Source organism: Kitasatospora sp. NPDC087861 (assembly GCF_044742585.1).
In the GTDB taxonomy this organism is placed as follows: domain Bacteria; phylum Actinomycetota; class Actinomycetes; order Streptomycetales; family Streptomycetaceae; genus Kitasatospora.
The window spans coordinates 336,345-354,956 of sequence record NZ_JBIUUS010000001.1; the positions used below are offsets into that span (position 1 = coordinate 336,345).

General features: G+C 73.3%; 21 protein-coding genes. 13 read left to right on the top strand and 8 right to left on the bottom strand.

Features of this window, described 5'->3' with window-relative positions; all coding sequences use genetic code 11:
• Positions 1-236: 236 nt before the first annotated feature.
• The gene (locus ACIOJE_RS01450) at positions 237-1,256 is read right to left on the bottom strand and encodes an HAD family hydrolase (RefSeq protein ID WP_400772601.1); all 1,020 of its coding nucleotides are present in this window, start codon (positions 1,254-1,256) and stop codon (positions 237-239) included.
• Positions 1,257-1,375: 119 nt separating this feature from the next.
• Here ACIOJE_RS01450 and ACIOJE_RS01455 point away from each other — a divergent pair, with 119 nt between their 5' ends.
• The 7 genes from ACIOJE_RS01455 (at position 1,376) to hemB (ending at position 8,703) form a co-directional block, all read left to right on the top strand.
• Positions 1,376-1,660, top strand: coding sequence for a glutaredoxin family protein (locus tag ACIOJE_RS01455; protein ID WP_280675451.1), 285 nt, complete (start codon positions 1,376-1,378; stop codon positions 1,658-1,660).
• Positions 1,661-1,822: 162 nt separating this feature from the next.
• The gene (locus ACIOJE_RS01460) at positions 1,823-2,569 is read left to right on the top strand and encodes a 3'-5' exonuclease (protein WP_280675449.1); all 747 of its coding nucleotides are present in this window, start codon (positions 1,823-1,825) and stop codon (positions 2,567-2,569) included.
• A gap of 107 nt (positions 2,570-2,676) precedes the next feature.
• The gene (locus ACIOJE_RS01465; protein ID WP_280675789.1) at positions 2,677-3,564 is read left to right on the top strand and encodes a redox-sensing transcriptional repressor Rex; all 888 of its coding nucleotides are present in this window, start codon (positions 2,677-2,679) and stop codon (positions 3,562-3,564) included.
• 31 nt (positions 3,565-3,595) lie between these two features.
• Complete coding sequence (locus tag ACIOJE_RS01470) at positions 3,596-4,957, top strand: glutamyl-tRNA reductase (protein ID WP_280675447.1); 1,362 nt, start codon at positions 3,596-3,598, stop codon at positions 4,955-4,957.
• 41 nt (positions 4,958-4,998) lie between these two features.
• Positions 4,999-6,009: a hydroxymethylbilane synthase gene (hemC, locus tag ACIOJE_RS01475; RefSeq protein WP_400772604.1), complete on the top strand. Its 1,011-nt coding sequence runs from the start codon at positions 4,999-5,001 to the stop codon at positions 6,007-6,009.
• Entirely contained in the window at positions 6,006-7,655 is a 1,650-nt protein-coding gene (locus ACIOJE_RS01480) for a bifunctional uroporphyrinogen-III C-methyltransferase/uroporphyrinogen-III synthase (RefSeq protein ID WP_280675443.1), read from the top strand. Before hemC ends, ACIOJE_RS01480 begins: the two co-directional genes overlap by 4 nt.
• A gap of 67 nt (positions 7,656-7,722) precedes the next feature.
• Positions 7,723-8,703 carry a porphobilinogen synthase gene (gene hemB, locus ACIOJE_RS01485; RefSeq protein WP_280675441.1) on the top strand — a complete coding sequence of 327 codons (981 nt, stop codon included), beginning with the start codon at positions 7,723-7,725 and terminating at the stop codon, positions 8,701-8,703.
• Positions 8,704-8,764: 61 nt separating this feature from the next.
• On the opposite strand, the gene ACIOJE_RS01490 is transcribed toward hemB, so the two are convergent.
• The 3 genes from ACIOJE_RS01490 to ACIOJE_RS01500 form a co-directional block, all read right to left on the bottom strand.
• Positions 8,765-9,031: a hypothetical protein gene (locus ACIOJE_RS01490; RefSeq protein ID WP_280675439.1), complete on the bottom strand. Its 267-nt coding sequence runs from the start codon at positions 9,029-9,031 to the stop codon at positions 8,765-8,767.
• 221 nt (positions 9,032-9,252) lie between these two features.
• Complete coding sequence (locus tag ACIOJE_RS01495; protein WP_280675438.1) at positions 9,253-9,597, bottom strand: rodlet layer protein; 345 nt, start codon at positions 9,595-9,597, stop codon at positions 9,253-9,255.
• Between the two features lie 74 nt (positions 9,598-9,671).
• On the bottom strand, positions 9,672-10,016 hold the full coding sequence (locus ACIOJE_RS01500; protein WP_280675437.1) for a rodlet layer protein: 345 nt from the start codon (positions 10,014-10,016) through the stop codon (positions 9,672-9,674).
• A gap of 302 nt (positions 10,017-10,318) precedes the next feature.
• Here ACIOJE_RS01500 and ACIOJE_RS01505 point away from each other — a divergent pair, with 302 nt between their 5' ends.
• Positions 10,319-10,975 carry a hypothetical protein gene (locus ACIOJE_RS01505; RefSeq protein WP_400772607.1) on the top strand — a complete coding sequence of 219 codons (657 nt, stop codon included), beginning with the start codon at positions 10,319-10,321 and terminating at the stop codon, positions 10,973-10,975.
• Between the two features lie 78 nt (positions 10,976-11,053).
• Here ACIOJE_RS01505 and ACIOJE_RS01510 read toward each other — a convergent pair whose 3' ends face one another.
• From ACIOJE_RS01510 to ACIOJE_RS01525, 4 genes are all read right to left on the bottom strand, one after another.
• Positions 11,054-11,434, bottom strand: a complete 381-nt coding sequence (locus ACIOJE_RS01510) for a hypothetical protein (RefSeq protein ID WP_280675434.1) — start codon at positions 11,432-11,434, stop codon at positions 11,054-11,056.
• A 120-nt stretch (positions 11,435-11,554) separates the two neighbouring features.
• Positions 11,555-11,824 (bottom strand): chaplin, encoded by a 270-nt coding sequence (locus tag ACIOJE_RS01515; protein WP_280675432.1) that lies wholly within the window; start codon positions 11,822-11,824, stop codon positions 11,555-11,557.
• A gap of 108 nt (positions 11,825-11,932) precedes the next feature.
• Complete coding sequence (locus tag ACIOJE_RS01520; RefSeq protein ID WP_400772608.1) at positions 11,933-12,175, bottom strand: chaplin; 243 nt, start codon at positions 12,173-12,175, stop codon at positions 11,933-11,935.
• A 233-nt stretch (positions 12,176-12,408) separates the two neighbouring features.
• Positions 12,409-12,660: a chaplin gene (locus ACIOJE_RS01525; protein ID WP_280675428.1), complete on the bottom strand. Its 252-nt coding sequence runs from the start codon at positions 12,658-12,660 to the stop codon at positions 12,409-12,411.
• 226 nt (positions 12,661-12,886) lie between these two features.
• On the opposite strand from ACIOJE_RS01525, the gene ACIOJE_RS01530 reads away from it, so the two are divergent.
• The 5 genes from ACIOJE_RS01530 to ACIOJE_RS01550 all read left to right on the top strand — a co-directional run bounded on the left by ACIOJE_RS01530 (position 12,887) and on the right by ACIOJE_RS01550 (position 18,595).
• The gene (locus tag ACIOJE_RS01530; protein WP_280675425.1) at positions 12,887-13,126 is read left to right on the top strand and encodes a chaplin; all 240 of its coding nucleotides are present in this window, start codon (positions 12,887-12,889) and stop codon (positions 13,124-13,126) included.
• Between the two features lie 235 nt (positions 13,127-13,361).
• Positions 13,362-15,038 carry an RICIN domain-containing protein gene (locus ACIOJE_RS01535; protein WP_280675424.1) on the top strand — a complete coding sequence of 559 codons (1,677 nt, stop codon included), beginning with the start codon at positions 13,362-13,364 and terminating at the stop codon, positions 15,036-15,038.
• 189 nt (positions 15,039-15,227) lie between these two features.
• Positions 15,228-16,508: a glycosyltransferase family 39 protein gene (locus tag ACIOJE_RS01540; RefSeq protein WP_280675422.1), complete on the top strand. Its 1,281-nt coding sequence runs from the start codon at positions 15,228-15,230 to the stop codon at positions 16,506-16,508.
• Between the two features lie 62 nt (positions 16,509-16,570).
• Positions 16,571-17,059, top strand: coding sequence for a MarR family winged helix-turn-helix transcriptional regulator (locus ACIOJE_RS01545; RefSeq protein WP_400772610.1), 489 nt, complete (start codon positions 16,571-16,573; stop codon positions 17,057-17,059).
• Between the two features lie 93 nt (positions 17,060-17,152).
• A complete protein-coding gene (locus ACIOJE_RS01550) occupies positions 17,153-18,595 on the top strand; it encodes an MFS transporter (RefSeq protein ID WP_400772611.1) in 1,443 nt (480 codons plus the stop codon).
• Positions 18,596-18,612 lie beyond the last annotated feature (17 nt).

Sequence of the window (18,612 nt, forward strand, 5' to 3'; positions counted from 1 at the left end):
ATTCGGTGGTCTGGCGGGTGGTTTCCCTGACTTGAGGCCCGGCAACCCCTGACTTTCCCGGTCTGACGAACGATCAGAACCGGTCACTGGCTGACAGGTTCGCTCACTAGGCCGGAAAGCCGTACGGGTAGCGGGAGTTCGCCCGTACGAGGGGGCAGGTCAGAGCCCCGGTTGACGTCCGGTCACCCGCCCAGGGGAGCCGGGGCGGCGGGGTGGACCGGGGCGGCGGGAGCCCGTCAGGCGCAGCGGCGGCGGCGGTTCAGCGCCACCCCGGCGGCGGCCGCACCCGCGAGCACCCCGAGCGCGGCGGCCGCCGGCAGCCCCACCCGGGCCGCCTTCCGCCCGGTCCGGAAGTCCCGGACCCGCCAACCCTGGGCCCGGGCGTGGCGGCGCAGCGCGCCGTCCGGGTTCACCACGTAGGGGTGGCCGACCAGCGAGAGCATCGGGATGTCGTTGGCCGAGTCGCTGTACGCGGCGCAGCGGTCGAGGTCCAGCCGCTCGCGCCGGGCCAGCGCGCGCACCGCGGCCGCCTTGGCCGGGCCGTGCAGCAGCTCGCCGACCAGCCGGCCGGTGTACCGGCCGCCGTCGGCCTCGGCGATGGTGCCGAGCGCGCCGGTCATGCCGAGCCGGCGGGCGATGATCCGGGCCACCTCCAGCGGGGCGGCGGTCACCAGCCAGACCCGCTGGCCGGCGTCCAGGTGCATCTGGACCAGGGCGCGGGTGCCCGGCCAGATCTTGTCGGCGACGACCTGCTCGAAGATCTCCTCGCAGATCGCCTCCAGGTCGGCGGTGGGCTTGCCGGCGACGATGCCGAGGGCGGTGTTCCGGGCGTCCGAGATGTGGTCCGGGTCCTCGGCGCCGTGCAGCCGGAACCAGGCCTGCTGCCAGGCGAACCGGGCGATGTCGCGACGGGTGAGGAAGCCGCGCCGGTAGAGGCCGACCCCGAGGTAGAAGATCGCGGCGCCGCGCAGGATGGTGTTGTCGCAGTCGAAGAACGCGGCGGCGCGCGGATCGTCCGGCTCGGGGGTGTGGTTCTCCGCCGGGGCCTTGGGCGCCTTCCCGGCCTTGCCCGCGGCGGGGGCGGCGGCGCTCTCCCCGGCGGTGCCGTCCAGGGGGCTGTCCGCCGCAGGGGCGGTGTCCGGCGCCGGCTCGGCCCGCAGCGCGGCCTCCGCCGCCTCGGCGGCGGCCTCGCCCGCCAGGGCGCTCCGCCCGGTGGTGGAACGCTTCGCCTGGGTGAGCCTTCGGAGCACGGCCATGCCACCGAGCATAGCCAGCCGGGCGCGGAGCGGCCGTGACGGCGGCGTGCCCGCGCGGTGAACACCGGGCGGCCCCGGGCCCCGGCGGGGCGGGTGCGGGGCAGGCGGACAATGGCCGGGTGAGCCCACTGCTGCGACGTGACAAGAGCCCCCGGCCCGCGCCGGCCGACCGCACCGTGACCCTGGTCGGCAAGCCCGGCTGCCACCTGTGCGACGAGGCCCGGGAGGTGATCGTCCGGGTGACGGGCGAGCTGGGCGCGACCTTCGAGGAGAAGGACATCACCCAGGACGAGGAGCTGTACCGGCGCTACTGGGAGCAGATCCCGGTGACCCTGATCGACGGCCGTCAGCACGACTTCTGGCGGGTCGACGAGCGCCGCCTGCGCGCCGCCCTCGGCGGCTGACGGGCTCGCGCGCACCCTCCACCGCCCCCGCCACTCGGCGGGGGCGGTTCGCCGAATCGTTGCCAAAGACACCCCGTTCCGGCTTGAGCCGGGGCCGGTTGGTCGGCTTACGATCGAACGCGTTTGCGCCCGTGGGGGGCTGAGCACACGAGGAGTGCCGCCATGCTTCCCCGCCCGACCCCTGGGACGCCCGAAGCCCCGCACGGCGCCCGGGGCTTCGCCGTGGTGGACGTGGAGGCGACCGGCCGCAGCCCGTGGCGGCACCGGGTGGTCGAGGTCGCGGTGGTGCTGCTGGACGAGCGGCTGCGTCCGGAGGGGGAGTTCGCCACCCTGCTCGACCCGCTGGGCCCGGTCGGCCCGACCCACGTGCACCGGATACGCCAGGCGGACGTCGAGGGCGCCCCGCGCTTTCGGGAGATCGCCCCGCGACTGCTGGAGCTGCTGGCCGGCCGGGTGCTGGTGGGCCACCACGTCAGCTGCGACCACGCCTTCCTGGATCGCGAGTTCGCCCGGATCGGGGTGTCGCTGCCGCCCGTCCCGCTGCTGTGCACGATGCGGCTGGCCCGCGCCCACCTGCCGGAGGCCGGCGGCCACGGCCTGGCGGCCTGCGTGGCGGCGGCGGGCCTGGGCTGGTACCCGGCGCACACCGCGCTGGGCGACGCCCGGGTGACCGCCGAGCTGCTGCGGCACTGCGTCGGCGTCCCGTCCTGCCCGCCGGACGACTGGGCTGGCCCGCTGCGCGAGGCGGCCCGGGTGCCGTGGCCGCGGCTGGGCCGGGCCCGGTCCCGCCCGTCCGGTACGCCGGTTCCGCTGGTGCGCCGGGAGACATTGTTCGGTCCGTGGCTTCCCGACGCCCCGGCCCCGGAGGTACTACTGACACAGGCCGGTGCTATGGGTTCGTCGGCGTGATGCGCATCACTGTGCGGGGACAAAACGGACACCATCTTTGTGCACACGTTCACAAACGCATAGCCTGGCTGCCAAAGCCCAGCTTCACCCACAGGAGCACCGTGGCAATCGGCCGATCACCACAGAGCAGTTCGCAGACGCCCGACCAGGGCGCCGCGCGCCGACCCTCGCGTGCCCGGGGCATCCCGGAGGCGACCGTCGCCCGCCTGCCCCTCTACCTGCGCGCGCTCACCGCGCTCTCCGAGCGCTCGGTGCCGACCGTCTCCTCCGAGGAGTTGGCCGCCGCCGCCGGCGTGAACTCGGCCAAGCTGCGCAAGGACTTCTCCTACCTCGGCTCCTACGGCACCCGCGGTGTCGGCTACGACGTCGAGTACCTCGTCTACCAGATCTCCCGCGAGCTGGGCCTGACCCAGGACTGGCCGGTCGTCATCGTCGGCATCGGGAACCTCGGCCACGCCCTCGCCAACTACGGCGGCTTCGCCTCCCGCGGCTTCCGGGTGGCGGCCCTGCTGGACGCCGACCCGAACGTGGTCGGCGGCAGCGCGGCCGGCCTGCCGGTGCGGCACATGGACGAGCTGGAGTCGATCGTCGAGAGCCAGCACGTCTCGATCGGCGTGATCACCACCCCGCCCGGCGCCGCCCAGCAGGTCTGCGACCGCCTGGTGGAGGCCGGTGTCACCAGCATCCTCAACTTCGCCCCGACCGTGCTGACCGTCCCGGACGGCGTGGACGTGCGCAAGGTCGACCTCTCCATCGAGCTGCAGATCCTGGCCTTCCACGAGCAGCGCAAGGCCGGCGAGGAGCCGGACCGCACCGAGTCGGTGCTGGACCGCGCCCCGGGCCCGGTCCGGGCGGCGGCGGCCAAGCTGCGCCGTGCGGCCGGCGGCAACGGCAAGGGCCGCGGCACCGCCGAGACGGCGGCCAAGGACCAGGCCGAGCAGGGCAAGTCCGGCAAGGGCGGGGATGGCGATCTCCCCGCGGTGATGCCCGCATGAGTACGGATAACCGTGGGACCAGGGGGCGGGCATGAGTCTTCTCGTCGTTGGACTGAGCCATCGAACGGCGCCGGTCGGCGTGCTGGAGCGCGCCGCGCTGACCGGTGAGGTGCCGACCCGGCTGCTGCACGACGCGGCCGCCACCGCGACCGTCGCCGAGGCCGCGCTGCTGAACACCTGCAACCGGATCGAGCTGTACGCGGACGTGGACAAGTTCCACGCCGGTGTCGCCGAGCTGTCTCTGCTGCTCGCCCACCACAGCGGGGTGGACCTGGAGGAGCTGACCTCCCACCTGTACGTCCACTACGAGGACCGCGCCGTCCACCACCTGTTCTCGGTGGCCTGCGGCCTGGACTCGATGGTCGTCGGCGAGGGCCAGATCCTCGGCCAGCTGCGCGACGCGCTGGCCACGGCGCAGGAGGAGCACACCGCCGGGCGCGGCCTGAACGAGCTGTTCCAGCAGGCGCTGCGGGTCGGCAAGCGGGCGCACAGCGAGACCGGCATCGACAAGGCCGGCCAGTCGCTGGTGACCTTCGGCCTGGAGCAGGTCGCGGTGGGCGCGGGCGAGATCGCCGGCAAGCGGGCGCTGGTGGTCGGCGCGGGCTCGATGAGCTCGCTGGCCGCCGCCACCCTGGTCCGCTGCGGCGTCACCGACCTGCTGATCGCCAACCGGACGCCGGCCCGCGCCGAGCGCCTGGTCGAGATCCTCGGCTCCGACGTGGCCCGCACCCTGGACCTGGCCAAGGTGCCGGAGGCGCTGGCCGACGTCGACCTGGTGATCTCCTGCACCGGCGCGGCCGGCGTGGTGATCAAGGCCGAGGACGTGGCCGCCGCGGTCGCCGCCCGCAGCGACGCCCAGCGGTTCCGCCGCGGGGCCGACCAGCCGCTCGCCCTGCTCGACCTGGCCATGCCGCGCGACGTCGACCACGCCGTGCACGAGCTGCCCGGCGCCCTGCTGGTGGATCTGGAGAGCCTCTCCCACGCGCACGCCGCCACCCCCGGCGCCGGCGACGTGGACCAGGTCTCCCGGATCGTCGCCGACGAGGTGACCGCCTTCGGCGCCGCCCAGCGGGCCGCCCGGATCGCGCCGACCGTGGTCGCGCTGCGGGCGATGGCCTCCGACGTGGTCGCCGCCGAACTGGTCCGGCTGGACTCCCGGCTGCCCGACCTGGACGAGCGCTCCCGCGCCGAGATCACCCAGACCGTCCGCCGCGTCGTCGACAAGCTGCTGCACGCCCCGACCGTCCGGGTGAAGCAGCTGGCCGCCGAGCCCGGCGGTGCCTCCTACGCGGACGCCCTGCGCGAGCTGTTCGACCTCGACCCGGCGGCCGTGCACGCCGTGTCGGGCACACCCGTCGGTGGCCCCCAGCCTTCGGGCGGGGGCGCCAGATGAACCGTCAGCCATCCCACGAGTACCACCGGGACGATCACCTCATGAATGGTCAACCGATCACGGAGCAGGCCCCGGCCGCCACCGCGACCCTGCGGCTCGGCACCCGGCGCAGCGCGCTCGCCATGGCCCAGTCGGGCATGGTGGCCCGCGAGGTGACCCGGGTCACCGGGCGCCCCGTCGAGCTGGTCGAGATCACCACCTACGGCGACACCTCCCGGGAGGCGTTGGCGCAGATCGGCGGCACCGGCGTGTTCGTCTCCGCGCTGCGGGACGCACTGCTGGAGGGCCGGATCGACTTCGCCGTGCACTCGCTCAAGGACCTGCCCACCGCCGCGCCGGAGGGTCTGGTGCTGGCCGCCGTCCCCGAGCGCGAGGACGTCCGGGACGCCCTGGTCGCCGCCGAGGGCCTGACCCTGGACGAGCTGGTGGAGAAGCTGGCCGGCGCCGGTCGCCCGGCCCGGATCGGCACCGGCTCACCGCGCCGGATGGCCCAGCTGAACGCCTGGGCCAGGGCCCGCGGCGCCGCGCTGGAGACCGTCGCGATCCGCGGCAACGTGGACACCCGGATCGGCTACGTCGCCAACGGCGAGCTGGACGCGGTGGTACTGGCCACGGCCGGCCTCAACCGGCTCGGCCGGTCCGCCGAGATCTCCCAGCACCTCGACCCGGAGCTGATGATCCCGGCCCCCGGCCAGGGCGCGCTCGCGATCGAGTGCACCGCCGCCGACACCGACCTGACCGCCGCGCTCGCCGCCCTGGACCACGCCCCCACGAGGGTCGCCGTGGCCGCCGAGCGCGCCCTGCTGGCCACCCTGGAGGCCGGTTGCTCGGCGCCGGTGGCCGCGCTGGCCACCTGGGTCCGGCCGAACGAACTGCGGCTGGAGGGCGTGGTCGGAGACCCCGACGGCGCCGCCCTGCTGAAGATGTCCGCCAACGGTCCGATCGTCCTCGACGAGACCGCCGAGCAGCACGCGACGGCCCTGGGCCGCACGCTGGCCGCCCGGCTGCTCGACGCGGGCGCGGCCACCCTGATGGGGGAGCGAGCCCGATGAGCCCCACCGCCGCCACCGAAACCCCGTTCCCGGGCGGCCAGTCCGCCACCGGACGGTGCACCTTCCTGGGCGCGGGCCCCGGGGACCCGGGGCTGCTGACCCTGCGGGCGGTCGAGGTGCTGTCCTCGGCCGACGTCCTGGTCGCCGACCCGCTGACCGCGGCGGCCGTGCGCACCCACTGCCCGACCGGCGTGCAGGTGCACACCCCGGCCGCCGAGGGCGCGGACTTCGACCTGGCCAGGCTGGTCGCCGAGGCCGTGCGGGCCGGCAAGCACGTGGTCCGCACCGTCGACGGCGACCCGGGCCTGGACGGCTGCGCCGCCGAGGAGATGCTCCGCTGCGCGGGCGACGGGATCCCCTTCGAGGTGATCCCGGGCGTCGCCCAGTCGGTCGGCGTCCCGGCGTACGCGGGCGTCCCGCTGCGCGGCGCGGCCGGCACCGACGTCCGCTTCGTGGACGGCACCGCGCTGCTCGCCGGCAGCCCGGTGGACCTGGGCGCGCCGGAGACCACCCTGGTGGTCCGGACCACCCTGGGCCAGCTGCCGGCCACCGCCAACGCGCTGGTCGCCAACGGCCGCAAGCCGGAGTCGGCGCTGAGCGCGACGCTCTCCGGCACCACCACCCGCCAGCGGACCTTCACCTCCACCCTGTCCGCCATCGCGGCCGACCTGAAGGCCGCCCGGGTGCTGCCCTCGCCGGTCTCCGCCCCGGTGGATCCGGCGACCTCGGTGATAGCCGTGGTGGGCGAGCAGGTCGCCCACCGGTCCTCGCACTCGTGGTTCGAGACCAAGCCGCTGTTCGGCTGGAACGTGCTCGTGCCGCGCACCAAGGAGCAGGCCACCGGCCTGTCCGAGCAGCTGCGCTCGTACGGCGCGGTGCCGCAGGAGGTGCCGACCATCGCGGTCGAGCCGCCGCGCACCCCGCAGCAGATGGAGCGGGCCATCAAGGGCCTGGTCACCGGCCGCTACGAGTGGATCGCCTTCACCTCGGTGAACGCCGTCCGCGCCGTCCGGGAGAAGTTCGAGGAGTACGGCCTGGACGCCCGCGCGTTCGCCGGGATCAAGGTCGCGGCGGTCGGCGAGACCACCGCCCAGGCCCTGGTGGACTTCGGCGTGAAGCCGGACCTGGTGCCCTCCGGGGAGCAGTCCGCGGCCGGGCTGCTGGAGGACTGGCCGCCGTACGACCCGGTCTTCGACCCGATCGACCGGGTGCTGCTGCCGCGCGCCGACATCGCCACCGAGACCCTGGTGGCCGGCCTGGTCGAGCTCGGCTGGGAGGTCGACGACGTGACGGCGTACCGGACGGTGCGCGCCTCGCCGCCGCCGGCCGAGACCCGCGAGGCGATCAAGGGCGGCGGCTTCGACGCGGTGCTGTTCACCTCGTCCTCGACCGTCCGGAACCTGGTCGGCATCGCCGGCAAGCCGCACAACGTCACGGTCATCGCCTGCATCGGCCCGGCCACCGCCAAGACCGCCGAGGAGCACGGCCTGCGGGTCGACGTGATGGCTCCGGCGCCGTCGGCGGCCGCGCTGGCCCAGGCCCTGGCAGACTTCGGAGCCAAGCGCCGCGACACCGCCACGGCCGCCGGCGAGCCGGTCTACCGGCCCAGCGAGCGCCGCCCGGGATCGCGCCGCAAGGCCCGCTGACACCCTCGGGACCGGGGGCGGCGATCCGTCGCCCCCGGCACTGCACAACCGTTCGGAGAGAGAAGCCGTGTCCGCTGAATTCCCGTACGTTCGCCCCCGCCGGCTGCGCCAGAGCCCGGCGATGCGCCGCCTGGTGGCCGAGACCCGGCTGCACCCGGCGGAGCTGATCCTGCCGCTGTTCGTCCGCGAGGGCGTCAGCGAGCCCGTCCCGGTGAGTTCGATGCCGGGCGTGGTCCAGCACACCCGGGACACCCTGCGCAAGGCCGCGGTGGAGGCGGCCGAGGCGGGCCTGGGCGGCCTCATGCTGTTCGGCGTCCCGGAGGTGCAGGACGCGATCGGCAGCGAGGGCACCAACCCGGACGGCATCCTCCAGCAGGCGATCCGGGACGTGGTCTCCGAGGTCGGCGACTCCCTGGTGGTCATGTCGGACCTCTGCCTGGACGAGTACACCGACCACGGCCACTGCGGCGTGCTGGCCGCCGACGGCAGCGTGGACAACGACGCCACCCTGGAGCGCTACGCCGAGATGGCGCGGGTGCAGGCGGACGCCGGCGTCCACCTGGTCGGCCCGTCCGGCATGATGGACGGCCAGATCGCGGTGGTCCGGCGGGCGTTGGACGAGGCCGGGCACCAGGACACCGGCATCCTCGCCTACACCGCCAAGTACGCCTCGGCGTTCTTCGGCCCGTTCCGCGAGGCCGTCGGCTCCTCGCTCAAGGGCGACCGCAAGAGCTACCAGCAGGACCCGGCGAACGCCCGCGAGGCGCTGCGCGAGCTGGAGCAGGACCTCGCCGAGGGCGCCGACCTGGTGATGGTGAAGCCGGCCATGGCCTACCTGGACATCCTGCGCCAGGTCGCCGACGCCTCGCCGGTGCCGGTCGCGGCGTACCAGGTGTCGGGCGAGTACGCGATGGTCGAGGCGGCCGCGGCGAACGGCTGGATCGACCGGGAGCGGATGATCATGGAGACGCTCACCTCGATCCGCCGGGCCGGGGCCGAACAGATCCTCACCTACTGGGCGGTCGAGGCCGCCGCGATGCTCAAGTAGCGTCCAGCGCACGGCGGAAGGCCGGGCCCCTCCCCCTGGGAGCGGCCCGGCCTTCCGGGTTCTACTTCCAGCCGTTGATGTGCGCGAAGCCCTCGCCGCCACCGATCACGTCGGTGGCGGTGGCGGCGCCGCCACCGAAGCCGCCGGCGATGACGTCGCTGGTGTGGCCGACGCCCCAGCCCGCGCCGGCCACGAACGGCTGGTCGCCCGAGGCGACGAACCCGCCGCCGCCCGCGAGACCGACGTGGGCGAACGCCGGGGTGGCGGCACCCGCGAGCGCCAGCGCGGCGGTGGCGGTCAGTGCGGCCTTGGCCAGCTTGCTCTTCATGGAAATGCCCTCTCTTTCGGAGCGCCGCGGAGGGCGCTCTGCCTCTGACGCGTGATCACATCCGGTCGTTCGCGCCGGCACCCCACGCGCCGGTCCCGAACGCCCGGTCACCCGGCCGGTCCGCACCCGTTCGGCGGCCGACCGGACACCTTGCCCGTAGCGCCCGGAGGGCCCGGGGAGGCGTACCTCCCCGGGCCCTCCGTCCGTGCGGTGCCCCTTGATCAGCCGATCAGGTGCGAGACGCCCGCGTCGCCCGAGGACTGGGTGTTCTGGCCGACGTTGCAGATCTGCTTCGGGGTGCTGTTCAGGATCGGCACCTCGATCGGAACCGCGGCACCGGCAACGGCGACGGCGATGTTGTGGACCTCGGGCAGGCAGATGTTCGGGTTGTCCAGGGTGTGGAAGTTCGGGCTGCCGTTGCCGTGGGTGCCGGTCTGGTTGGTGCCGCCGTTGCCCTGGACCGTGGTGGCGGCGCCGTCCGAGTCGACGATGGCGGAGGCCGAGCCCGCGGACATCGCGATGGCGGCGGCGGCCAGGCCGGCGGCGGCGAGGGACTTCTTGATCATTTCCGGTTTTCCTCTCGGGGATGAATCGGGGAGCGATACGAAGGGTGGTACGGGGGAGTACAGCTGGGGAACGGTCAGCCGACCAGGTGGGACACGCCGGCGTCGCCGTGGCTCTGGGTGCCCTGGCCCTGGGTGCAGTACTGCCTGCCACCGCTGTTGGCGATCGGGACCTCGACCGGGATGGCCAGACCGACCCCGCTCACGGCGATGTTGTGGATCTCGGGCAGGCAGATGTTCGCGTTGTCCAGGAAGTGGAAGTTCGGGCTGTTGTTGCCGACGGTGCCGGTGAAGTTGGTGCCGCCGTTGCCCTCGATGGAGGCGGCGGCGCCGTCCGCGTCACCGATGGCCGAGGCGGGCGCGGCGGCGGCGGCCAGCGCGGCGACGGCCAGGCCGGCGGCGGCGAAGGACTTCTGGATCATGGGGAGATCCCTCTCTGAAATGCTCTTGGTTTCCGTGCGTACAACGCGTAGAACGCTCAGACCCGGTCTGCAGTCACTGACGTCCAGATCAAAGAATGACGGCACGGAAGGTTACGGGGATTTCTGAAAAGAGTCCGTGAGGCGCGTCGTCGGATGGTTTACGGTCGGATTATTGGGCCGAACCGGTTAACCGCCGCAATCCGCACTCGCGGTCACTCGTTGAGGCAGATTGCTTTCCGGCTGTGCCCCGCAGCCCCTCCTTTCAGAGATCTCCAGTACGGACAGGCGGAACGGTGAAAAGCATGAAGTTCTCCAAGCGGGCCGGCGCGATGCTGTTGGCGGTCGGTGCGGGCATGCTCGCGTCCCAGGGAGCGGCCTCCGCCGCCCCGATCAGCCCCGACCGGGTCGGTGCCCTGGAGGACAAGCTGGCCACCCAGCAGGTCCCGGCGGACGTGCCGCTCACCCCGCTCGGCAGCCACCTCACGGCCGGCATCCCGACCTCGTTGGTCATGCCGCCGGCGCCCGGCCGCACCACCAGCACCGAGCTGATCCCGGACCGGCTGGTCCCCGAGCTGCACACCGGCAAGGTCGGCCCGAGCGCCAAGGCCCAGCTGCCGCTCCCGCTGGTCGACCAGGGCGCCGACCTCGGCCAGGTGCTGCTGGAGTCCCCGGCCGCGCCGCTGCACGCGGACACCCCCGGCCTGGCCCTCGGCAAGCCGCTCGCCCTCGTCCAGGACGGCACCGGCCAGCTGGCCGACGGCCGGCTCAAGGTGGACGAGGTGGACCCGCGGCTGGTCACCGGAACCGTGCAGGCCGTCCCCGGGGCCACCGCCAGCCTGGGCGACGACGACCACCGGATCTCGGTCACCGACGAGGTGGGCGACCTGGCCGCGCCGACCACCGCGACCACCACCGGCGTGGTGCAGCAGACCGGCCTGACCGACCTGACCCAGCTCTGAGCCCAGCGGCTCCGGGCGTGGCGGAGCCCGGCACCCCGGGTACGACCGGGGTGCCGGGCTTTCGTCCGGGCCGGCGGCTCAGCCCGGCAGGACGCCGGTCAGCCCGCCGACCAGCGGGAGGTCCCGGACGCCGCCGCCCGCGCTCAGCGGGCCGGTCAGCCCACTGGTGCCGACCGGGGCCAGGCCCTGGTCCGGCTGGACGGTCGCGCCGTTGTTGAGCACGTCGGCCGAGGAGTTCGCCCACGGGTCCAGGCGCAGGTCCTTGACCGGCGCGAGCCCGTAGCCGAGCCCGGAGGTCGTCCCGTTCAGCGCCTGGCCGACGTCCGTCTTCGCCAGCTTGGCCGGGCCCGACTCAGGGGCCGGGCCGGTCGCGGGGGCGGCCTGCGCGGAGCCTGCGCCGAACAGCATCGCGGCGCCGACGGCGGCGACCAGACCGGCCCCGCTCTTCTTCGAAACCATGCGGAATCACCCTTCGGTGGATCGGGGTCCAGGACGGCCGCCGGCCGCCCGGGGATGCCGAACAGCCCCCCGGCCGGTTGGTCGGGGGGCAGTTCGGCCGGAACGCGTGCCGATCCGGGATCAGCAGTCGTCCGCGGGCTTCGGGTGCGCCTCCACGTTGGCGCAGCTGTTGCCGAAGGCCGGGTTCAGCAGGCCGACGGCGTTGATGGAGTTGCCGCACAGGTTGACCGGGATGTGCACCGGGACCTGGATCTGGTTGCCGGAGACGACACCGGGGGAGCCGGCGGCCACGCCCTCCGCGCCCGAGCTGGCGGCGGCGGAACCCGCCGCGCCCAGCACCAGGCCGGCGGCGGCGGCGGACAGGACGGCGGCCTTCTTCACGTTCTGCATGGGGGTTGATCTCCTCGATCACACACGGGTGGAGCGCGCCGCACCCCGGCGCTGCGGGGCGCGGCACGGGCTCGGTGAATCAGCGTCGCCGGGTCGGCGACCGCCGGTTCAGCCGGCGTTGAGGCAGTTGTTGCCGAGCGCCGGGTTCAGGATGCTGACGATGCCGATGGAGTTGCCGCACACGTTGACCGGGATGTGCACGGGGATCTGGATCTGGTTGCCGGAGAGCACGCCGGGGGAGCCGGCGGCCACGCCCTGGGCGCCGGAGCTGGCGAACGCGCCTCCGGCGGCACCGAGGACCAGGCCGGTGGCGGCCAGGGACAGGGCGGCGGCCTTCTTGACGTTGCGCATGTCTTTCCTCCGATTTCTGCCCGACGGATGGGAAATGTCGGGGGCCGGGCGAGCACGAATACTCACCCGATGGATTCTGGGATTGCCGTGATGGTCACTCCGGCGGCGTACACCGGCGTGTTTCGCCCATGGCTCGGGCGTCGACGCAACCGCCGCGTTTCTCCAGCGCCCCGCCGACCTTTCCCGCACGGCCGGGAACGGTTCGGGCAAAGGCGCGACCAGGGAATTCCCGGTCAGGCGCTGAGGCAGTTGTTGCCGAACGCCGGGTTCAGGAGGCCCACCACGTCGACCGAGTTGCCGCACACGTTCAGCGGGATGTGCACGGGCACCTCCACCGAGTTGCCCGAGACCGCACCGGCCGAGCCGGCCGCGACACCCTCGGCGGACGCGCCGTGCAGGTGGTGGGCGGACGCGACGCCGGCACCGGCGGCGAGCAGAGCGGCGCCGGCCGCGGTGCCGACGACGCCGTGGGCGAGCTTGCGCATGAGCGGTACTCGATTCGTGTTGGAGGGGCCGGATGGTGTTCCGCCAGAGAGAACGAGGCGCCGCGCGAGGGGAAACGGTCCGGTCCGCTGATCACCCGAATGCCGGTCGCCGTCGCCGTTGGGCCAGACGGGTGGCAGTGTGCGTACCGTCGCAACCGGTCCGAGTGGGTCTCGTTCTAGATGTCGCACTCCCCGTGCATCTCTGTTGAACAGTCAGGAGGCTCGTATGAGCATCAAGAAGACCGCCGCCGTCGGCGCGGCCGTGGTGGGCATCGTGGCCGCCGGCGCCGGCACCGCGATGGCCAGCTCCGGCGCCGAGGGTGTCGCCGCGGGTTCCCCCGGTGTCATCTCGGGCAACCAGATCCAGGTTCCGGTTCACGTTCCGGTCAACCTGTGCGGCAACACCATCGACGCCGTCGGTCTGCTGAACCCGGCGTTCGGTAACCACTGCGCCAACCTGGGCTGAACCAGCTCCCGGTTCGGCCGGTGAGAGCCGCCGTTCCGCGCTTCCCTCCTGGGGCGCGGGGCGGCGGCTCTCAGCATGTCCGGAGCTGTGCCGTGGCGTCAGTGTCCGGCGTTGTCACAAGCCTTGTTGCATTACTTGTCAGTACCTAGGATGTGAGACCTGCTCACCTTTCTTGCTCCGCGCCGCTCGGCGCCCCCGGCCGGGCGGCTCCCACCCCCCCCGCAAGGAGTCGCGTGTGATCAGGTCCCGAATACCAGCGGCCCGGCGCCCCCGGACGGTGGCGCGCCGTTCCCCGTACGCCGCGCTGCTCGCCACCGGCGTCCTCGTCGCCACCCTCGGCCTGGCCGGCGCCCCCGCCGCGCTGGCCGACCCCGCCCCGACGGCCGGCGCCACCCGCCCGGCCGCGATCGTCGCCCTCGGCGACAGCGCCATCTCCGGGGAGGGGGCCGGCACCGACACCGGTGACGGCTACTTCCCGGAGACCGACAGCCCCACCAACTACTGCCACCGGCACCCGAAGTCGGAGATCTTCGTCACTGACATCCCCGGGGTCACCCCGATCGACCTCGCCTGTTCCGGCGCCCAGACCGGCGACCTGGTCAGCGACCCGGAGCTCGCCAAGATCACCGGCTCCGGCAGCGGCGACTTCGGTGAGCCCAAGCAGGACGTCAAACTCGCCGACACGGCGGGCAAGTACGACGTGAAGATGGTCGTCGTCACGATCGGCGCCAACGACGACTTCGACTTCAGCGGGATCATGATGAACTGCCTCGCGCAGTACTTCCCGATCCCCAAGAGCCAGGGCTGCCGCGACACCATCGGCAGCGACGAGATCGTCCAGCGCGCCAAGCGGGTCCAGCCGAAGGTGGTCGCGGCGCTCCAGAACATCCGGCAGACCATGCGGAAGGCGGGCTACGCCGACTCCTCGTACCAGCTGGTCTACCAGTCGTACTTCAATCCGATCACCCCGGACATCCGGCGCAACGACTACCTCGGCAAGATCACCGACGGCTGTCCGGCCTTCCCCGAGGATCTCGCCTGGGGCCACAACTGGGTGGTGCCGACGTTCAGTGACGCGCTGCGCGGGGCCGCCGAGCAGGTGCCCGGCGTGCGCTACCTCGACCAGCGGCGGGTCGCCTTCGGGCACGAGGTCTGCGCGGAGTGGACCAGCTCCCCGTACGAGTACACCAACGGGGACGTCATCAACCTCTCCGAGTGGGCACGCAACGGCTGCGACTCGCAGATCGGCATCCCCGGCCTGTGCATGAACATGATCCGCCAGTCGTACCACCTGCGGGTGGCCGGCTACCGCGGCGAGGGCGTCTGCCTCGGCCAGTTCTTCGCCAAGCCCGAACTGGCGCAGGCCTACTGCACGCTCAATCAGCAGAACACCACCGCCATCCAGCCCCTCACCCCCGGGCAGCCGTTCGGGGACGTCCCCGAGGACGGCTCCTGGTACCAGCTCACCAACGCGGCGTCCGGCACCGTGCTCGACCTCACCGGCGGCGGCACCTACGGCGACTCCACCGACGGCCGGGCCGCCATCACCTATCCGGCCACCGGCGGGCTCAACCAGTCCTTCGTCCTGGAGGCCAAGGACGGCGGCAGCTACGAGCTCGACTTCAGCGGCAACCGGGGCATGTGCCTGGACGCCAACGCCGCCTCCACCGCCACCGGCACCCGGATCCAGCAGTGGCGCTGCAACGGCGGCGGCAACCAGCACTGGGTCCTCAAGCCGGCCGGCGGCGGCCGCTACAAGATCGCCGACTCCCAGGACCCGACCAAGGTGATCGCCCCCGGCACCACCCTCGACGCCAAGGGCAACCCCTACGCCGAACTCGCCACCGACACCGGCGCCCCCGCCCAGCTCTGGCAGCTCACCAAACTCGGCATCGTCTACCTCCACAGCTGACCCGCCTCACCCCGTCGCCGCCCCCACCCGGGCGGCGACACCCCCACCCACCGGGTACGGCGGCGCCACGGGGTTTCGGGGATGGGCGGCCGTTCGCGGGGCTGGTGGGGGTGTGCCGTAGGCTCACCTGAAAAATCGCTGCGCCGTAGCCGCGCGGACCACCAGCGGGGCGGGGAGTACCCAGAGCAGATGAGCACGGCATCGAGCACCGAGTCGTCCAGCACCGATCCCGGTCTGCCCGCCGCGCCGGAGGCGGAGCGGCCCGAGCAGGCGGAGGGCCGGGCGCCCGGGCGGTTCGGCGCCCTGGTGAACCGCTTCGCGCCCGCGCTCGGCGCGTACGCGGTGGTCAAGGCCACCGGCCTGACGGTCTTCATGATGCTGCTGTCGCACACCGGGGACTACCTGAAGAAGCAGCCGGGCCGCGGCGGCGGCGCCCAGCCGTGGGACGTCCTGGGCACCTGGGACGGCGTCTGGTACCAGCGGATCGCCGAGAACGGGTACGACCCGCAGCTGATCCCGCTGCACGGCTGGCCGCTGGCCACCTACTACGAGAACTCGGCCGCCTTCTTCCCGCTCTACCCGTGGCTGATGCGGCTGGTCGGCGCGGTCACCGGGCTCGGCCCGTACGGCTCCGGGATCGTGGTCTCGGTGGTCGCCTCGCTCGTCGCGGCGGCGGGGATCTTCGCGGTCGCCGAGCGGCTCGGCGGCTTCCGGGCGGGCGTGATCGCCGCGGTGATCTGGGGCCTGTTCCCGGGTTCGGGCGTGGAGTGGGCGGTCTACTCGGACTCGCTGTTCGTCGCGCTGTCCGCCTGGGCCTGCTACTGCGTGATGACCCGCCGCTGGCTGGCGGCCGGCCTGCTGGCGCTGGTGGCCGGCCTCAACCGGCCGACCGCCGCCGTGCTGATCGCCGCCGTCTCGATCGCCGCGCTGGTGGCGCTGATCCGGCGCACCGACGGGGTGGCCAGGCCGCTGACCGCGATGCTGATCACCCCGTGGGGCCTGATCGGGTACGTCGCCTGGGTCGGCTACCGGATGGGCGACTGGGGCGGCTACTTCAAGCTGCAGCGGGGTGCCTGGAACCGGTACTTCGACGGCGGTGCCTCCACGGTCCGGACGGTCATGGACGTGATCACCGGGCACTGGGACTTCTGGCAGTCCAACCCCGTCCCGGACCTGATCGCGATCGCCCTGCTGATCGCCCTGCCCGGCCTGCTGGTGCTGCTGTGGCGCGCCCGGCCGCCGCTGGTGCTGGTGGTCTACACGGCGCTCACCATCGCCACCGCGCTGAGCAGCAACCAGATCTTCGGCAACATCTCGCGCTACCTGCTGCCGGCCTTCCCCCTGTTCATCGGCCTGGCGGTGGCGCTGCGCCGGGTGCGGACGTCCTCGCTGGTCGGGTTGTTCGCGATGCCGGTGCTGGCGGCGGGTTGGTACGCCGGGTATGCGCTGTTCGAGTTGGGCATTCCGTAGACCCGGCGTTGGTTGACAACGGGATCATCCGACAGTGGACGGCCGTTGCTAACCTCGGACGTATGACGACGACCCCGCCCCTGCGCCAGATCAGCGACCTCTCCGGCCTGCTGGACCACGCGAGCCACGTCCTGGCGACCCGGATGGCGGCCGCCTTCACCGAGCTCGGGATCACCCCCCGCGCGTACTGCGTGCTGTTCCACGCGCAGGAGGCCGAGCGCACCCAGATCCAGCTGGCCGAGCTGTCGGACCTGGACAAGACCACCATGGTGGTCACCGTGGACGAGCTGGAGAAGGCGGGCCTGGCCGAGCGCCGCCCGTCCGCGACCGACCGCCGGGCCCGGATCATCTCCGTCACCGAGGCCGGTGTGCGCGCCGTCGAGCAGGGCACCGCGATCGCCGACCGGGTGCACCGGGAGGTGCTGGAGTCGCTGCCGGGGTCGGAGCGGGAGGCGTTCGTGTCGGCGCTGACGCGCCTGGTGGACGGGCATCTGGCGGAGCCGGTGGAGAGCGAACGGACGGTGCGGCGGGCGCGTCGTGCCCGGGGCTGAGCCACGCCCGGAAGTTGCTCCTGAGATAGATAGTCCCGAACAAAACAATCTGATAGCGTCTCATCCGGTACTCGACGAACCGGGAGACCCGCCATGACCACGCACGCCCCGACCGCGCCCGCTCCGGCGCCCTCGGCCCTCGCCCGCTCCCGCACGCTCGCCCTGGTGGTGCTCTGCGCGGGAATGCTGATGATCGTCCTGGACGGCTCGATCGTCACCGTCGCCCTGCCGGCCATCCAGCAGGACCTCGGCTTCTCGCCCGCCGGCCTGACCTGGACCGTCAACGCCTACCTGATCGCCTTCGGCGGCCTGCTCCTGCTCGCCGGACGGCTCGGCGACCTGATCGGCCGCAAGAGGGTCTTCGTCACCGGCCTCACCGTCTTCACCGCCGCCTCGCTGCTGTGCGCGGTCGCCCCCGGCCCCGGCCCGCTCATCGCCGCCCGCTTCCTCCAGGGCGTCGGCGGCGCGCTGGCCTCCTCGGTCAGCCTCGGCATGATCGTCACGCTCTTCCCGGAACCGCGCGAACGCGGCCGCGCGATCGGCGCGTTCAGCTTCGTCGGCGCGGCCGGCGCCTCGATCGGCCAGGTGCTCGGCGGCGTGCTCACCGAGGCCCTCGACTGGCACTGGATCTTCCTGATCAACCTGCCGCTCGGTCTCGTCGCCACCCTGCTCGCCGTCCGGGTGCTGGACGCCGAACGCGGCCCCGGCCTGCGGGCCGGCGCCGACGCGGCCGGCGCCGCGCTGATCACCGCCGCCCTGATGCTCGGCGTCTACGCCATCGTCGGCACCGGCGAGCACGGCTGGGCCTCCGCCCGCACGCTCGGCCTCGGCGTGCTGGCCCTCGGCCTGCTGGCCGCGTTCCTGTTCCACGAGTCGCGGGCCGCGCACCCGCTGCTGCCGCTGCGGATGTTCCGCTCCCGCAACGTCTCCGGCGCCAACCTGGTCCAGATCCTGACCATCTCCGGGATGTTCGCGTTCCAGATCCTGGTCGCCCTGTACGCGCAGAACGTGCTCGGCTACGGCGCCGCCGCTACCGGCCTCGCGATGCTGCCGGCCGCGGTCGCCATCGGCGCGGTGTCGCTGCTGCTCTCCGCCCGGCTGAGCGCCCGCTTCGGCGAGCGCGCCGTGCTGCTCGCCGGCCTCGCCCTGCTGGTCGCGGCACTCGGTCTGCTGGTCCGGCTGCCGACCGACGCCGACTACGCCGTCCACCTGCTGCCGACCATGCTGCTCATCGGGGGCGGCGGGCTGGTGCTGTCCACGCTCGCGGTGCTGGGCATGTCGGGCGCCGGACCGGCGGACGCGGGCGCCGCCTCGGGGCTGTTCAACACCAGCCAGCAGATCGGCGGCGCACTCGGCGTCGCCGTCCTCACCACCCTCGCCAACGGCCGCACCGCCGTCCTGGCCGCCGCCGGACACTCCACCGCGGACGCCCTGACCGGCGGCTTCCGGCTCGCCTTCGCGACCGCCGCCGGCCTGCTCACCGCGGCGCTGCTGCTGGCGGCGGCGGTCCTGCGGCCGGCGGCCCAGCGCGGGTGACGCCGCGTCAAGTCTCC

Bases quoted from the DNA above. Each gene is read 5' to 3' on its own strand.
- ACIOJE_RS01450 (WP_400772601.1), bottom strand. From the start codon at position 1,256: ATGGCCGTGCTCCGAAGGCTCACCCAGGCGAAGCGTTCCACCACCGGG.
- ACIOJE_RS01460 (WP_280675449.1), top strand. From the start codon at position 1,823: ATGCTTCCCCGCCCGACCCCTGGGACGCCCGAAGCCCCGCACGGCGCC.
- ACIOJE_RS01470 (WP_280675447.1), top strand. From the start codon at position 3,596: ATGAGTCTTCTCGTCGTTGGACTGAGCCATCGAACGGCGCCGGTCGGC.
- hemC (WP_400772604.1), top strand. From the start codon at position 4,999: ATGAATGGTCAACCGATCACGGAGCAGGCCCCGGCCGCCACCGCGACC.
- ACIOJE_RS01480 (WP_280675443.1), top strand. From the start codon at position 6,006: ATGAGCCCCACCGCCGCCACCGAAACCCCGTTCCCGGGCGGCCAGTCC.
- ACIOJE_RS01490 (WP_280675439.1), bottom strand. From the start codon at position 9,031: ATGAAGAGCAAGCTGGCCAAGGCCGCACTGACCGCCACCGCCGCGCTG.
- ACIOJE_RS01495 (WP_280675438.1), bottom strand. From the start codon at position 9,597: ATGATCAAGAAGTCCCTCGCCGCCGCCGGCCTGGCCGCCGCCGCCATC.
- ACIOJE_RS01500 (WP_280675437.1), bottom strand. From the start codon at position 10,016: ATGATCCAGAAGTCCTTCGCCGCCGCCGGCCTGGCCGTCGCCGCGCTG.
- ACIOJE_RS01505 (WP_400772607.1), top strand. From the start codon at position 10,319: ATGAAGTTCTCCAAGCGGGCCGGCGCGATGCTGTTGGCGGTCGGTGCG.
- ACIOJE_RS01510 (WP_280675434.1), bottom strand. From the start codon at position 11,434: ATGGTTTCGAAGAAGAGCGGGGCCGGTCTGGTCGCCGCCGTCGGCGCC.
- ACIOJE_RS01515 (WP_280675432.1), bottom strand. From the start codon at position 11,824: ATGCAGAACGTGAAGAAGGCCGCCGTCCTGTCCGCCGCCGCCGCCGGC.
- ACIOJE_RS01520 (WP_400772608.1), bottom strand. From the start codon at position 12,175: ATGCGCAACGTCAAGAAGGCCGCCGCCCTGTCCCTGGCCGCCACCGGC.
- ACIOJE_RS01525 (WP_280675428.1), bottom strand. From the start codon at position 12,660: ATGCGCAAGCTCGCCCACGGCGTCGTCGGCACCGCGGCCGGCGCCGCT.
- ACIOJE_RS01530 (WP_280675425.1), top strand. From the start codon at position 12,887: ATGAGCATCAAGAAGACCGCCGCCGTCGGCGCGGCCGTGGTGGGCATC.
- ACIOJE_RS01540 (WP_280675422.1), top strand. From the start codon at position 15,228: ATGAGCACGGCATCGAGCACCGAGTCGTCCAGCACCGATCCCGGTCTG.
- ACIOJE_RS01545 (WP_400772610.1), top strand. From the start codon at position 16,571: ATGACGACGACCCCGCCCCTGCGCCAGATCAGCGACCTCTCCGGCCTG.
- ACIOJE_RS01550 (WP_400772611.1), top strand. From the start codon at position 17,153: ATGACCACGCACGCCCCGACCGCGCCCGCTCCGGCGCCCTCGGCCCTC.